At 44.1% G+C, this 13,985-nt stretch carries 15 protein-coding genes and 1 pseudogene; 6 read left to right on the top strand and 10 right to left on the bottom strand.

All coding sequences use genetic code 11. The annotated features are described in order from the left end of the window. From ITG10_RS03510 to ITG10_RS03495, 4 genes and pseudogenes are all read right to left on the bottom strand, one after another. On the bottom strand, positions 1-2,328 hold the full coding sequence (locus ITG10_RS03510; RefSeq protein ID WP_248386702.1) for a hypothetical protein: 2,328 nt from the start codon (positions 2,326-2,328) through the stop codon (positions 1-3). Next, a complete protein-coding gene (locus tag ITG10_RS03505) occupies positions 2,328-3,731 on the bottom strand; it encodes a site-specific integrase (protein WP_017632496.1) in 1,404 nt (467 codons plus the stop codon). The genes ITG10_RS03510 and ITG10_RS03505 overlap by 1 nt, the downstream gene beginning before the upstream one ends. A gap of 91 nt (positions 3,732-3,822) precedes the next feature. After that, positions 3,823-4,155, bottom strand: a pseudogene (bcp, locus tag ITG10_RS03500) (thioredoxin-dependent thiol peroxidase); the annotation flags it as partial. Positions 4,156-4,167: 12 nt separating this feature from the next. Next, positions 4,168-4,710, bottom strand: a complete 543-nt coding sequence (locus ITG10_RS03495; RefSeq protein ID WP_017632494.1) for a glycine cleavage system protein R — start codon at positions 4,708-4,710, stop codon at positions 4,168-4,170. A gap of 374 nt (positions 4,711-5,084) precedes the next feature. Here ITG10_RS03495 and dapA point away from each other — a divergent pair, with 374 nt between their 5' ends. Both dapA and bamC read left to right on the top strand, forming a co-directional pair. After that, complete coding sequence (dapA, locus tag ITG10_RS03490; protein ID WP_017632493.1) at positions 5,085-5,963, top strand: 4-hydroxy-tetrahydrodipicolinate synthase; 879 nt, start codon at positions 5,085-5,087, stop codon at positions 5,961-5,963. 48 nt (positions 5,964-6,011) lie between these two features. Next, positions 6,012-7,058, top strand: coding sequence for an outer membrane protein assembly factor BamC (bamC, locus tag ITG10_RS03485; protein ID WP_017632492.1), 1,047 nt, complete (start codon positions 6,012-6,014; stop codon positions 7,056-7,058). Positions 7,059-7,205: 147 nt separating this feature from the next. Here the strand turns inward: bamC and ITG10_RS03480 are convergent, their stop codons facing one another. The 4 genes from ITG10_RS03480 to ITG10_RS03465 form a co-directional block, all read right to left on the bottom strand. Further along, entirely contained in the window at positions 7,206-7,415 is a 210-nt protein-coding gene (locus tag ITG10_RS03480; protein WP_017632491.1) for a DUF2897 family protein, read from the bottom strand. Positions 7,416-7,423: 8 nt separating this feature from the next. Further along, positions 7,424-8,098 (bottom strand): M15 family metallopeptidase, encoded by a 675-nt coding sequence (locus tag ITG10_RS03475; RefSeq protein ID WP_017632490.1) that lies wholly within the window; start codon positions 8,096-8,098, stop codon positions 7,424-7,426. A gap of 45 nt (positions 8,099-8,143) precedes the next feature. Next, a complete protein-coding gene (gene dapE, locus ITG10_RS03470) occupies positions 8,144-9,280 on the bottom strand; it encodes a succinyl-diaminopimelate desuccinylase (RefSeq protein ID WP_017632489.1) in 1,137 nt (378 codons plus the stop codon). A gap of 96 nt (positions 9,281-9,376) precedes the next feature. Then, entirely contained in the window at positions 9,377-9,724 is a 348-nt protein-coding gene (locus ITG10_RS03465; protein ID WP_017632488.1) for an ArsC family reductase, read from the bottom strand. Between the two features lie 205 nt (positions 9,725-9,929). On the opposite strand from ITG10_RS03465, the gene ITG10_RS03460 reads away from it, so the two are divergent. Next, positions 9,930-10,217: a helix-turn-helix domain-containing protein gene (locus ITG10_RS03460; protein ID WP_004741665.1), complete on the top strand. Its 288-nt coding sequence runs from the start codon at positions 9,930-9,932 to the stop codon at positions 10,215-10,217. Between the two features lie 68 nt (positions 10,218-10,285). On the opposite strand, the gene ITG10_RS03455 is transcribed toward ITG10_RS03460, so the two are convergent. Together ITG10_RS03455 and ITG10_RS03450 are read right to left on the bottom strand one after the other, a co-directional pair. After that, the gene (locus ITG10_RS03455) at positions 10,286-10,618 is read right to left on the bottom strand and encodes a DUF4156 domain-containing protein (protein ID WP_017632487.1); all 333 of its coding nucleotides are present in this window, start codon (positions 10,616-10,618) and stop codon (positions 10,286-10,288) included. A gap of 12 nt (positions 10,619-10,630) precedes the next feature. Continuing rightward, positions 10,631-10,975 carry a DUF2956 domain-containing protein gene (locus ITG10_RS03450; RefSeq protein ID WP_107898666.1) on the bottom strand — a complete coding sequence of 115 codons (345 nt, stop codon included), beginning with the start codon at positions 10,973-10,975 and terminating at the stop codon, positions 10,631-10,633. A 109-nt stretch (positions 10,976-11,084) separates the two neighbouring features. On the opposite strand from ITG10_RS03450, the gene ITG10_RS03445 reads away from it, so the two are divergent. The 3 genes from ITG10_RS03445 to ITG10_RS03435 all read left to right on the top strand — a co-directional run bounded on the left by ITG10_RS03445 (position 11,085) and on the right by ITG10_RS03435 (position 13,790). Beyond that, positions 11,085-11,546: a DUF2919 domain-containing protein gene (locus tag ITG10_RS03445; protein WP_017632486.1), complete on the top strand. Its 462-nt coding sequence runs from the start codon at positions 11,085-11,087 to the stop codon at positions 11,544-11,546. Between the two features lie 65 nt (positions 11,547-11,611). Continuing rightward, positions 11,612-12,535 (top strand): Dyp-type peroxidase, encoded by a 924-nt coding sequence (locus ITG10_RS03440; protein WP_017632485.1) that lies wholly within the window; start codon positions 11,612-11,614, stop codon positions 12,533-12,535. A gap of 121 nt (positions 12,536-12,656) precedes the next feature. Continuing rightward, a complete protein-coding gene (locus tag ITG10_RS03435; protein WP_017632484.1) occupies positions 12,657-13,790 on the top strand; it encodes a flagellin in 1,134 nt (377 codons plus the stop codon). The last annotated feature ends 195 nt before the right edge of the window (positions 13,791-13,985 follow it).

Below are 13,985 nucleotides of genomic sequence, written 5' to 3'. Positions count from 1 at the left end.
CTACATAGATAGAATTGCATGGTCGATGGACACTCTTGGGTGACGACCTTGGGTATTGAATTTTTTCATGGCTTCATCGAATACATCGCTACTTGCCCCATCCAGCGTACACTCAAACGCTTCGATTTTTTCTAGAGCATCCCCTTTCGAATCAGGGAACATATCAAGTCCTTCCTTAAAAACATCGATGTATGAAATAAGTTTATAAATAGCATCAACGTCATCTACCGCTTTGGCAGATTGGCACTTGTGGCACATATCAAACTCGGCGCAAGGTAAGTCCACGCCCAGCGCATAGTTCGTTTCACGTTGTGTATTCTTACCATCAATCATGACTTGCTTCCCATCACAAGCTATTCCGTTGGGATTGGTTTTACGCTTTTTCTCACCTTCCTCGTACGTCAGCATCGGAATACCGCGCCTTTGAGCAACAGCATCTTTTGCTTGCTCTAAGTCATTATCAAAGAGGTTTTCGATGACTTCGATACCTTGAGAAAGAATGACTTTATTACGTGATGGAAGCCCGTTTATGTAACTTCTCTCTATTGTGTCTCGCTTGTTTTGGAGCAAACTTTGAACGGCTTGAATCCCTCCCTCCGCATAGGCTTGATTACTGCTCATTTCTCGCCAGCGACTTGATTGAAGAGAGAGGTAGTAATGGTTGGGTTCAACAGACCAATTGCTTATTTGGCTTGCCGAAATAGGGCTAATACCTTCCCAATCAGAAGGAACATTTCTGGAAGTTCTTGCTAAAAGCAGTCGTTCGTATTTCTTCGGCTGTTTGTCTGCTTTTTCTTTTGCATATTGCTCTATATCTTTAATAAGCGTTAAATCACAAGCAGGAGCTTTGAAGTATCCTGTTTCTCCACTTCTATAGCTAAAAGAAACGGTAACATTGCCATCGCTATCAATTTCGGAATAGGTGAGCGGAAGTAAAATTCCCTTAAGAGGTAGGTCTGTGTAACAAGATAAAATGCAGTAGGCGCTGTTGTTCGCTCCTTGTCCTGCTCTAGCTATGGCAATTTCCTGCACTTTTTTATGAACAACCGTGCGACCTAAATGATTCACGACCTTTTTTAACGTGATAACTTGTTGGTTTCGGTAGGTGTAAAACAGCCCTTTAAACCAAGGTAGATTACCCGCCCGATAAGGCGATAACAGATGCAGTTTGTTAACGAGATTTTTATTTAGCTCTGGCAAATGAAAGGTATCACTGACTTCTGAGTAATTATTGAGAGTAAAAAGCAGCTCAGAGCCATCTTCACCATTGCCGTAGAGTTTGGATAATCGTTCTAGTAGCTTTATAAACTTCACGCCATCGCGCTTATCAACGTCAAATGACTTACCCACGAGCAGGGCATCGACTTCGCTGCTTGAGCGAGGCTTATAGCTTGAGACCTTGACTATTTGTAGGCTTTTATCTCGCTCTTCGGTATGAACATGAATTGGGTGGGCAATGTTTCGAATGTTGCTGTCGTTCAGTGAGGTAAAAAAGCACATTAAATGATAGGCGGCACCCATCGTAAGGTTAAAGGCCGCGCCAGCATTAACAGCGGTGCCATTTTTGCTTTGGCCTGTAACTCGCGTTTCCAATGATGTGGGGATGTGAACCGTTTCCTCATGCAAACCAAGTCTAATGATAAGAGGCAGTGTTTCTGGTAAAGGGGTATTACTTTCTTTAGCAGCAATAAGCTGCGGCGCGAGAGTGAAAAATAATGCCTCTAATCGTGTGACCAGAAGCTTTTCTTCTTCATCAGAGTATCCTTTATGCGGCGTGTTTTCCCCAGAAAACCCTCGGTGCTGCCTAGCCCAGTCGGAAATAGGTAAGCCGCACCATTCAAGCGCAGTACGAAGGTGTGAAAGCACTTTACTAGCAGACGATTCTTTAATGCCTAACTCATCGCCATGATTGTATTCCCATAGCCGTTTTGAAGGGGTAAAAACTTTAATACGATGCCTTAACTCGCCATCGTTGCCTGCATACTTCAAATAGCCACTTTCGGAGAATGGGCCAACATTCAGTCCATCACAAAAAGCAAGATAAGCGCGTAAGTTCTCATAGTGACCTGTGACGCTTCGTGCAGACTTGCCATTGCTGACATATTTATGAGCTTTTTTGCAAAAAGATCGGATAAATACAGCTCGATTGTTTATCTTTTCGTTTTCTTTGTTCCCCCCTAAATGCAATAGATGAGAAACATCGAACTGCTGTACTTGAGTTGATTTTGCATCTTTATAAGGAATCTCAAGATTCAAAGGAATAACATTTTGATTGTTTCGTAGATGCTTGACGGCTTTGGACTGTTTTGCGATTTTACTTTTCGCCATTACGACCAACCTCCGTTTATTTTGCGGTTTTTGGCTTTAGCCGTGTTGATTTGGTCGTCTAGCTTATTCATGTACTGAATGTACTTTTCAGTGGTCGATGTACTCGCGTGTCCCATCAATTCCGCTAAGTCACCCATAAGGTAGTCATAGCTAACATTTCGCTCTTTTGATTCCTCCCAAAGCCAGTGAGTTGCAAAGGTAGAACGCAAATCATGGATTCGGTAATACCAAGATGTGTCCACTTCGCGAATCTGTTTTCTAAGGTTTGAAAAGTGCGTTTCTAATGTATTGGCTGAGTAAGGCGCACCTTTGTTTGAGAGAAATAGGTACTCAACGGTATCCATTTCGCTGCTTGCCAGAATAAGCTCATTGCGCTTGTTTAGGTTTTTAAGTTGCGCATGGCTTTCTTTGTGTATCTCTAGCTCTTCGTACAGCTCGATGGGGATTTCTACGGTACGCGCCTTACTGCCTTTGGTGTGAGTAATTGCAACTGGTACAGCTTCCAAGTCACTGTAGTCAGCGTTTCCGATATCGTGAGCTGGGAAGTGAATGGCTTCATCTATTCTAAGTCCTGCTTCGACACATAGGTGAAAGATGAGTTTTGTCGTCTTTGGGAGTGACGTTATATGTTCATTAAATAAGACTTTGTGCTCGGGATGCATGGGCTTGAGCTTTTTGTGAGCAGGCGTATTTTGTTTTTTAGGGAACATCCTCATGATATTGGACGTTTCATAAGTACGCTGAGAGCCAGATTTTGTGTGAGCCAGCATATCGTGTTGGTTTAACTCTTGATGCACTGTTTCTGACGTGTAGTGGGTAACGATATTCTCATCGTTATTTTTGATGTAGCCGTATTTCTGCATCCACTTATAGAATCCAATTACCACACCCATATAGGTGCGAGCGGTAGATAAGCTAAAAGCCTCGCTGCCATTGGCCCCTTCAATATCATTGCAGTTAGCAAGCAGGAACTCAGCAAATTGCCAGGGAGCACCTTCTTCTTCATACTTCGATAGGGTTTTATACGTTAGGTATTCACATGGTATTTCATGACCATCTTCATCAACTTGAGAGTGGTGAGTCGAATCCAAATAACGAGTGAAAGCTAGCAAACCCTTTGCGATGGAACCTGTGTCTTTTACAGCAGCTTCACCACGCAATTTACATACTAGATAAAGAGACTGTGGATAAACCACTCTACCGTCAGGAGCAACGATGATATCGGTTTTCTTTGTGCGTGATTTTAGGCTGGAAGGTGAGAAGTAGGGAGAGTATGTGACTTCTCCTGATTCAGTATCGGTATTTGTAGTAATCTTGAGCTTTGCTAGTGTATCAACTTCGATAGAAAGAAGTTGGAAGTCATCATAAATATCAGAACACTTTTCTTCATACGTTTCTATCACAAAACAATCCTCGATATGCAACTCTCATATCAAAGATAGATTTGTCATAAAAATATATCAAGGTTTTTTGTCATTGTTTTTTTCTAAGGGTAAATTTCTTTTCGCCCCAAACGCCAAACTGCTCAGCAACGCTGTGGTCTTCGTCAGACAGCAGTGTGAAGTTAAGAGATTTCTTCGCAACGAAGTTTGGTAGGCGTTTTACTGGGTCAACACTCACACCTAAAACAACCACATTCAGGTCATCAAGCTGTGCTTTGATATCACGCAGGCCTTCCGCTTGCACAATACAACCTGGAGTCATTGCTTTTGGGTAGAAGTAGAAAAGTACTTTTTTACCTTTGAAGTCACCAAGAGATACGATATTGCCATCTTGATCTGGAAGAGAAAAAGCAGGTGCTGGAACACCAGCCGTTAGCGTATTCATGACATTTCCTTTTTAAAGACTGTTTTTGATAAAGTTGAGCGAGCCTTGGACTGATAGGCTCTGACACAGCGAATTGAATTCTTCTTGTAGCTGCATCAAATTACATTCTGATTGTACAGAAGCGGTAATAGAGATATGGAATTGGTCGTTATCGAGCTGAACCTTGGACTTATTGATGGTTTGCGCGCTAAGCGAATCGAGGCCGATGTTTCGGTCTGCGAAGAACTGAGTGAACTGCTCGGTTAGGCCGAGTTTGTCGTCTGACTCAACGAAAACTTCTAGCGTGTAGGAGTTCTCAATAACATCATGAGGCGAGGTTCGCTTCATAATCGTAATCAAGTCGTGCTCTTGGCCAAGCAAGGGCAGGGTGGTTTCAACGCGGGTAATGTTATTTGCCTTTCCAGACAGTAGCATGATAAGCGTAAATTCTTCGCCAAACAGAGCGATACGGCTATCAATAATGTTACAGCCTGATTGGGTGACTAAATGAACCACTTGGTTGCATACACCTGGGCGATCAGTGCCCACAGCTGTGATTACTAGATGTTGAGTCATAAAATCACGTCTCTATATATTCCATTGATGCTTGCATGTTAGCACAGTTAGCCTGAGGAATAAGCGTATGGGCGGGGCTTTTTATGAGGCACCTTGCGTCTAATTGGTAACAAATGATAGGAATATTGAGGGCGTTAAAAACTGAGATGACAAAGTGAGGCGACAGCTTACTTGTTACTGACATCCAGTGATGCGCTATCCGCTAGATTGAGCGCAGGTTACCCAAATTTCAGGTATAACGCCGTTAGAAGTCGTTTTACCTCAAACATACGACAATATTTACTGCAGATGTTGCCGCTAAGCCACTTTAATGTCTTGTGTTTATTGATTGGCTTACAGTAACATGCAAAAAGAATAAATTAAGGGAGATAGACATGTTTTCAGGAAGTATCGTTGCGCTAGTTACGCCATTTAACGCAGATGGCGAAGTGGATTTCGACAGCCTTAAAAAGTTGGTTGATCACCATGTTGCTGCAGGTAGTGATGGTCTGGTTGCGGTTGGCACAACAGGTGAGTCTTCAACACTCACAATTGAAGAGCATGTCAAAGTCGTCAATAAGATCGTTGAATTTGCTGATGGTCGTATTCCTGTTATCGCTGGTACGGGTGCAAACGCAACTCACGAGTCTGTGCTATTCAGCCGTTTATTAAATGGTTCTGGCATTGCTGGTTGCCTGAGCGTAACGCCTTACTACAACAAACCGACTCAAGAAGGTTTGTACCAACACTACAAAGCAATTGCTGAAGTAAGTGACGTTCCTCAAATCCTATACAATGTACCGGGTCGTACTGCTGTAGACTTGTTACCAGAGACGGTTGCTCGCCTTGCTGAGATCGAAAACATCGTTGCACTTAAAGATGCGACGGGTGATCTCGATAGAATTGCAATTCATCGTGAACTTTGTGGCGAAGACTTTATCTTACTAAGTGGTGATGACTTAACAGGTCTAGAATTTGTTAAGCGTGGTGGCGATGGCGTGATCTCTGTAACTAACAACGTTGCAGCCGCTGATATGGCAACCATGTTCAAACTAGCGAAAGAAGGTAAGTTTGAAGAAGCAGAAGCGATCAATGAGCGTTTGATGCCTCTACATAAGAATTTGTTCGTTGAGTCTAACCCTATTCCCGTAAAATGGGCGGTTCATAAAATGGGTCTGATTGCTGAAGGTGGCTTACGTCTACCGCTGACTGAACTGTCAGAACCAGCTCAACCTGTTGTTGCTCAAGCAATGACTGAAGCGTGCATTTACTAAAACGTATGAAGTGATGCCGAAGCGAACCTTCGGCATTTAGGAGTATAAATGAAGTATTCTCACCAGCTAGTGATTGGGTCACTGGCTGTTTTCGTTCTTACAGCATGTTCTGGCAGCCCGACTCAACGTCGCCAAGCCAAAGATGATTTCGAATACTTAGAAACACCTGAGTTTTCACAATGGCAGCTGCCTGAAGATGCTCAGCCTCAGTTCTACCCAAACTTTGACATCCCAAGCGGTGAATTCAGTGGTGGTACAGGTCGTGAAGTGGATATTCGTCCACCACAACAAGTGCTTGAGCTGATCCCAGGAGCTCGTGCTGAGCGTCAAAATGGTGAAGTGACACTATGGCTTCTTCGCGCTGAAGAGGCAGACCGTGTATGGCAAACCGCTGTAGACATGTTAACTCAGCGTGGCATCGGCATTCGTGAGCAATCAGAGAATGAGATTGAGACTGATTGGGTAACTTGGGTTTCTGAAGATGAAGATGTAGAGATTGGCAGCCGCTACTCTATCTCTCGCTTCCAAGCAAACAACCGCCATGGCTTCAAGATTAACCTGATTGATTGGCGTGAAGGCTCTGCAGAGAAGCCAGTAACGGCAACCAATAAAGAGCGTTACAACGCGTTCCTAACCAACCTAGTAATGGCTAAGTACGATGAAAACCTTCGTGCTGAAGCGGCGCTGAAAGCGCAAGAGTTGGTTAAGCGTATTCCGATCTCAATGGGTGCTGACCGTAGTGGTTTCCCTGTGATTATTGCTCGTACTCCATACAATGTATTTTGGCAGCGTCTGCCAAGCTTGTTGCCAGCTATGGGCTTTGAGCTTGAAGAGCGCAACCAGTCTCAAGGTACAGTGAAAGCTAAGTACGCCGCGCCAGATGATGAATTCTGGGAAGAAATTGGCCTACAGCCTATCGACTTAGCGCCAGGCACTTACAACTTCCTATTTGGTGACCTTGGCAACCGTACGTCGATTAACGTAACGGATGCATCAGGTAAACCAGTAGAAGAAGAGCTACTTAAGTCAATGGTTCCGGTACTCGCGCATATCGCTGACCAAACCAAAGATGACAAAGAAGCGAAAGCTGAGTAGTCGCAATTAAGCCATTTCAGAGCTGAGTAAAATCAGCTCTGTGATTAGCTAAAGCCAATAAAAAAGAGGACACACTGTGTCCTCTTTTTTTGTATTCGTTTTCAGCAGTCTGTTGAACAACCAGTCAGGATTTCCAAAGCAAAAAGGCTAAGCGTCTTTGTTCTTTTTGGACTCTTCTTTCTGAGCTTTCTCTTGATTCTGCTTATCCAAGCGATTGAGCTTATCTAAGTCTCGCTCTGTTTTGCCACGACCAGTCAGATCCATATTGGCGGTCTGTTTAAGAGCTGCGATGTTACCCACCACAACGCTAACCACGATGATGATGATAACCCAGGGGTTTGTAAGCCACTCTAACATAAGCGCTCCTAATGACTGATATTCGCTACGAAGCGCGCATAGATCTCGTCTAGCTGCTCCATAATAATCTCATACCCTAATATTGGCTTAGATTGGAGTTGCTTGCCAAGTAAAGTGGGAGATAACTGTGATAAACACGACTCTGAAACGTTACGATGGCTAATATGCCAAGGTTCTATCGCTACGCCACCCAAATCTTGGCTGTAAGGAAAGAAGAACCCAAATTGCGCAGCATGAGCCGATAGCCATTGGTAAAACGCTTGCTGGTGGCCAGTAAGGTATTCCCAAGGTTCTAATTGCAGCTGTGTGCCTTCAGGTAAGTGGTTACGAGCAAAAACATCGAAGTCACAACCCCAATGGTGACGACTCGCACCGGGAAGCGCAGACCATCTCAGGATAGCCGATAACTTTTGCTGTTCAGTCAGTTTTGAAGCATCAAGAGGTTGGCTTTCTGAATCTAATATCGGAGCTTCGCCAGAAAATTTACGGTTCCAAATCAGAGATTGCCTTTCATAGTCGCGAAAGCCACTGGCAATCTCCATTTTAAAACCTGCGAGTTGAGCAGCTTCAATCAAATTATTCAGGTCATTCTTAACCTCACTGTGGACCAAGAAGGTCTTGGTACCGATCAGGCTCGGCTCTAAATGAGAATCTGATTGTCCGGTAAGCTGCTCTGGTGTCATAACGAGTCTCTCAATAATTAGATGCTATGAATCGCTGATGAAAGACTATTTAGCGAACAGGTTCACTAATGTTCTTTCGTACATGTCAGTTAGCTTTTCTAAATCAGCCACTTTCACGCATTCGTTAACCTTGTGAATCGTTGCATTCACAGGGCCTAGTTCAACTACTTGTCCGCCCATACGCGCAATAAAGCGACCATCAGACGTACCGCCAGTCGTTAGCAGAGCTGGTTTCACATCATTGACGTGACCCACCGCATCAACAATAGCATCAAGCAGTGAACCTGCGTCTGTTAAGAACGGGTCGCCATTGAATGTCCACTTAAGGTCGTATTCGAAATCATACTTGTCGAGTGTTGTTGTGATGCGCTCAACGATGATGTCGTTGCTTAACTCGGTACTAAAGCGCAGGTTAAACTGAACATTAAACTCACCAGGGATCACGTTTGACGCACCTGTACCCGCACTTACATTTGGAATCTGGAAGCTCGTTGGCGGGAAGTAATCATTACCTTTATCCCACTCAGTTGTTGCAAGCTCATTAATAGCAAGCAGAGAGTTGTGTACTGGGTTGTTTGCTAGGTGAGGGTAGGCAACATGACCTTGTGTACCTTTAATCGTTAGATCGCCTGTGATAGAGCCACGACGGCCGTTCTTCACAACATCGCCTACGAACTCAGTGCTTGATGGTTCACCAACAATACACATGTCGATGTTCTCACCGCGTGCCATCAGAGCTTCAACAACACGCACGGTACCGTTGATGAACGGGCCTTCTTCATCCGATGTGATAAGGAAACCGATTGAACCTGTGTGGTCTGGATGCTGAGCAATGAACTGTTCTACTGCAACAATCATTGAAGCCAGAGAGCCTTTCATATCTGCTGCACCGCGGCCGTGTAGGAAACCATCTACGATAGTCGGTTCGAATGGTTTAGTGTTCCACTGATCAATCGGGCCAGCAGGAACAACATCAGTGTGGCCAGCAAAGGCAAACAGAGGCGCTTCGGTACCACGACGAGCCCAAAAGTTCGTCGTATCTTCAAATACCATCACTTCGATTTCAAAACCGAGCGCTTTTAAGCGATTAACCATCAGCTCTTGGCAGCCTGCATCTTCAGGTGTTACCGATTGACGGCTAATGAGGTCTTTTGCCAGAGCCAAAGTTGGGCTATCTGTCATCCTTGAATTCCTTGTTTAAATAAAACGTCTAGTCATTAATTTCAGGCGTTGAACAGGGGAAGTTCAACGCTTTGTTATCTGTTCTAATACCGCTGATTACGCAAAAATATCAGCGTATTGTTCAGCTTTGAAGCCAATATGAAGCTTGCCATCGACTTTCAATATAGGGCGCTTAATCATTGCTGGTTGTTCAACTAGCAGCGCGACGGCTTTTTCTTCCGTTAATGTGTCTTTTTGCTCTTGAGAAAGTTGGCGATAAGTCGTACCACGTTTGTTTAGCACAAGCTCCCAACCAAGCTCTGAACAGAAGCTTGTTACTAACTCTTCAGTGATGCCTTGTTTGCGATAATCGTGAAATTCGAACTCGATACCTTCAGCTTCGAGCCATTTCTTTGCTTTTTTGATGGTGTCGCAATTTGGGATACCAAACATAGTGATAGTCATTATTCTTCCTTTGGGTGATTTTATTTCATTGTTATGAGTTGAATCCTATCAGGAAGCGGCAATTCAGACAAAATAGAGTGAGGAATATTTCATTGAGCGAAAAAAAACAGTAAGAAAATGTCACTATTGGAGAGTTATTGATCAGCCTCAACATGTTGTCAGCGAAAAAAGAAATAATTGAGTTGCACATATATAGGAGGTGTCAATGGAGTTGAGTCCTGTTTTTGCAAGGCGGCTATATTTAGCATTGTTAGTCGAAAGCCTTGATAGGCCAAATGTGCCTAAACTCATCGAAAAAACGGGTTGGCCTCGTCGTACTATTCAAGATGTACTCAAGGCGTTACCGGGGATCGGTATCGAACTTATGTTTGTTCAAGATGGGCGACGTCATAATGATGGTTATTACCAGTTATCCGATTGGGGGCCATTTGACAGTCAGTGGGTTCTAGAACGTAAAGGCGATATAGCAACAAGCCTTGGATTTAGTGCATAAGCCAGCGAAAGCTGGCTTTCTTTTGGGCGTCATAAAATCGAAGCATACCGATATGCCGATTTAATTGCTTACTCACACAGGTAGGCAGTGCCGAGCATAGTCACGGAAGTGCTGAAGTCTTGGGGAAGGGTAAAGATAACGGTGTCTGCGCCTAGCTCAATGGCGTTCGACTTAAGCTCATTCATCGCACCTTGAATCAGGGTGTCATTGGGATAAAACAAGTAGCTGTACCAGTGGCCCTCGCTGCCAGTGACTTCCCCTTTATACTCACACTGCTCGATGTTAATCAGGCCGTGGTAATCCATTTGTACCTTGTCCGCTTTACTATGAGGCGTTGATGTGGGTGTGGTACACCCGAGTAACATGCCACTCATAGCCAAAGCGACTAATTCCTTTTTCATACGTTTACCCTGTTATTGCATCAAATAAATCGCGAAGCCTACCCAGCTTGCGATCAGTAGTAACCACGGCAGTTTAGTGGCGTGATTTGATGGTGTTTCAACACTTGTTTCGATCGTGTCTTCTTGATTTTGGTTAGCTTGCTGAGTCTGTTTTTCTTTCTGTACGCGCTTCTTCGCTTTATCGGCTTGGCGGCTGCGTTCTTTTTGCTGTTTCTTATACAGTGCGATGCCTTTCTCGATACCCTGAGCAATCAGTTTAGTTTGTTCTTTGGTTTGAGCTGGCTTTTGAGTCGCTTTGGCTATCTTCAGTGCTTCTTGTTGAGATTCAACAGACGGCGTATTAGTTTTCTTTTTCATACTGAGTTCGATAATTAAAACGGATTGGCTACTAAGATAACGCAAAGCTAGTTAAGTATGAATGATTTGCGTTAAAGTGTTGGTTTGAAAATAAGTGAAAGTGAGATTTGTGCGGTACTCCATAGAACAATACGACAAGCACGGCTTTTTGAAAGCCCCAATCTTGCTCTGGCTAGGTTGGCTGTTTCTTGCGAAAGCCTTGGTCGTTTTCATTGTTGCAGGCGCAAGCCGAGAATCGGGAACCGATATTCTTGAGATAATCTACCCAGACCATCAGATGTTTTATGTTGGAATTGCGTTGAGTGTTCCTAGTTTGCTACTGATGTGGTTATTTGGGCTAAGATCTCCAGATAGAAAGCGCCTTAACAAAGTCGTGTCATGGGGGCGCGGGGTGACCATGATGGCTATTTTGGCACAGGGCTCCCATACGATTTATTTAATCTATTTGGATAACGGATGGTTCCGTTGGTCAAACGGCATTACCCTATTGCTGTTGCTTTGGTTAGCGCTTTATCTAACCAATAGCCATGCTGCAAGGGATTGCTTTAAAGTGGTTGAGCTCGAAGACTGATTCTCATCAAAACATTTGTCCCATTCACAATTATACTTAGAAGCTAAAACTGGAAGGAATAATCTATGCTTAATGTTTCAAATGAGCAGCCTAACGTTCAAAGTGCTATTTTGCCTGAAGCTGGGCCTTTCGCTCTTTACGTTCAACTTAAAGTGAACGCTAATACTGCTAATGTACTAGCAGAAATTCAAAAGCTTCCGACTCTAATCGACGAGCTAAACCAAACTCAACCTGATGCGAACCTAACGGCGTCGGTTGCGTTCTCAAAAGCTTTTTGGGATAAGTTCGAGCAAACTGCTCCCTCTGATCTAATTGATTTCCCTGCGCTTGGTGAAGGTGATGTTGCAGCACCGAGCACACTGTCTGATGTTTTGATTCACTGTCATTCAAACCGACATGATCTGCACTTCTTCATCCTACGTAAATTGCTATCTGAAGTAGCCGCGGACGTGGAAGTGGTTGATGAAACTTACGGTTACCGCTTCCTAGACTCACGTGACATGACTGATTTCGTTGATGGCACTGAAAACCCGAAAGATGCACAGCGCGCTGAAGTGGCGATTGTTCCTGAAGGTGAATTCGCGGGTGGTAGCTACGTGATGGTGCAACGCTTTGTGCATAACCTACCTGCTTGGAACCGATTAAACGTATCGGCACAAGAGAAAGTGGTTGGTCGTACTAAGCCAGACTCTATCGAGCTAGATGATGTTCCGGCAGCGTCTCACGTTGGCCGTGTGGATATCAAAGAAGAAGGCAAGGGCCTAAAAATCGTTCGTCACAGCCTACCTTACGGCACAGCAACGGGCGATCACGGCTTACTGTTCATTGCTTACTGTAACGTTCGTCATAACTTTGATGCGATGTTAGAGAGCATGTACGGCGTAACCGATGGCAAAACAGACCAACTGCTTCGCTTTACTAAAGCCGTTACTGGTGCTTACTACTTTGCTCCTTCAACTGAGATGTTGAGTGCATTAACAGTTAAATAAGTCGTCTCAAAAAGAATAAACAAAGGGAGCCTCAGGGCTCCTTTTTTATTAAAGCTTTATATGAACTGGTCGATATAAGAGCAATCGTGAGTTTTATTCATCTTTTTGTAAGTGAAGGTCTATGGCTATAACTGTTAATACAAATGTCTCAGCGCTGGTGGCTCAGAGAAACCTCTCTAATGCCAACAACATGCTGAACCAATCTTTGGAGCGCTTGGCTTCAGGGAGTCGTATTAACAGCGCTAAAGACGACGCTGCAGGCCTACAAATCTCGAATCGACTCGAAGCGCAGATGAGCGGCATTGATGTCGCAGTGCGAAATGCGAATGATGGTATCTCCATTATGCAGACCGCAGAAGGCGCGATGAATGAAACCACCAATATCATGCAACGTATGCGTGATTTGTCACTGCAAGCAAGCAACGGCTCAAATAGTCAGTCTGAAAGAACGGCGATTCAAGAAGAAATTACTGCTTTAAACGATGAGCTGAATCGTATCGCAGAGACCACCTCGTTTGGTGGTAAAAAGCTCCTTAACGGTAGCTTTGGTAGCACGTCATTTCAGATTGGTGGCAGTTCTGGTGAAGCAGTGCAAATCGGCCTGAAAAGCATGCGTACCGATGACATCAACATGGGCGGTTTTAGTTATGTCGCGAATGGCATGGCCAATGACTCGTGGGAAGTAAAATCCAATCAGAATGATATGACGATGTCGTTTACGGATCGTTTTGGTCAGCCTCAAGAGATCACCATTAATGCGAAAGCGGGCGATGACATTGAAGAGTTGGCGACTTATATCAATGGTCAAACGGACCTGGTTTCGGCTTCCGTCAATGATGACGGACAGCTTCAGATTTATATGTCTGGTGACGATACCGCGGGCACGATCTCTTTTTCAGGTTCATTAGCCGGTGAGCTTTCGATGTCGGCGGGTTATTACGAATCAGTCGATGACATCAATGTGACCGATGTGGGTGGTGCGCAGCGCGCTGTTTCTATCTTAGACACAGCCATGAAGTATGTGGACAGTCATCGTTCTGAATTAGGCGCAATGCAAAACCGCTTCGATCATGCGATTAATAATCTCGAAAATGTTCATGAGAACTTGGCGACATCAAACAGCAGAATCAAAGATACTGATTACGCCAAGGAAACCACTCAAATGCTTAAGCAACAAATACTGCAGCAGGTGAGCACCACAATACTGGCTCAAGCAAAGCAGGCGCCGAACCTTGCCTTAACCTTATTGGGCTAATAAATTACTTTAAATCTTATAAAGATATTTCAGCTTAATCAGTCCGTTTGGTTAATTAAAATACAAATTATCGCTCGACCGACTTCTCGGCAACTTTAGCGTTTTTCTCATCTTTTTTTGATAATTTTACTGCCAGTCACGCTTTCTTCTCCTTTATCGCTATTTCTTTAATTTTGTTGTTTTTTTCCTAAAGGT

The sequence above is a fragment of the Vibrio sp. ED004 genome (genome assembly GCF_023206395.1).
Classification (GTDB): Bacteria; Pseudomonadota; Gammaproteobacteria; order Enterobacterales; family Vibrionaceae; genus Vibrio.
Note: the sequence above shows the minus strand (reverse complement) of the source record. Positions and strands in the feature narration are given on the sequence as shown.

Excerpts from the sequence above, each read along its gene's own strand:
- ITG10_RS03510 (WP_248386702.1), bottom strand. The coding sequence starts at position 2,328 with ATGGCGAAAAGTAAAATCGCAAAACAGTCCAAAGCCGTCAAGCATCTA.
- ITG10_RS03495 (WP_017632494.1), bottom strand. The coding sequence starts at position 4,710 with ATGACTCAACATCTAGTAATCACAGCTGTGGGCACTGATCGCCCAGGT.
- dapA (WP_017632493.1), top strand. The coding sequence starts at position 5,085 with ATGTTTTCAGGAAGTATCGTTGCGCTAGTTACGCCATTTAACGCAGAT.
- bamC (WP_017632492.1), top strand. The coding sequence starts at position 6,012 with ATGAAGTATTCTCACCAGCTAGTGATTGGGTCACTGGCTGTTTTCGTT.
- ITG10_RS03480 (WP_017632491.1), bottom strand. The coding sequence starts at position 7,415 with ATGTTAGAGTGGCTTACAAACCCCTGGGTTATCATCATCATCGTGGTT.
- ITG10_RS03475 (WP_017632490.1), bottom strand. The coding sequence starts at position 8,098 with ATGACACCAGAGCAGCTTACCGGACAATCAGATTCTCATTTAGAGCCG.
- dapE (WP_017632489.1), bottom strand. The coding sequence starts at position 9,280 with ATGACAGATAGCCCAACTTTGGCTCTGGCAAAAGACCTCATTAGCCGT.
- ITG10_RS03465 (WP_017632488.1), bottom strand. The coding sequence starts at position 9,724 with ATGACTATCACTATGTTTGGTATCCCAAATTGCGACACCATCAAAAAA.
- ITG10_RS03460 (WP_004741665.1), top strand. The coding sequence starts at position 9,930 with ATGGAGTTGAGTCCTGTTTTTGCAAGGCGGCTATATTTAGCATTGTTA.
- ITG10_RS03455 (WP_017632487.1), bottom strand. The coding sequence starts at position 10,618 with ATGAAAAAGGAATTAGTCGCTTTGGCTATGAGTGGCATGTTACTCGGG.
- ITG10_RS03450 (WP_107898666.1), bottom strand. The coding sequence starts at position 10,975 with ATGAAAAAGAAAACTAATACGCCGTCTGTTGAATCTCAACAAGAAGCA.
- ITG10_RS03440 (WP_017632485.1), top strand. The coding sequence starts at position 11,612 with ATGCTTAATGTTTCAAATGAGCAGCCTAACGTTCAAAGTGCTATTTTG.
- ITG10_RS03435 (WP_017632484.1), top strand. The coding sequence starts at position 12,657 with ATGGCTATAACTGTTAATACAAATGTCTCAGCGCTGGTGGCTCAGAGA.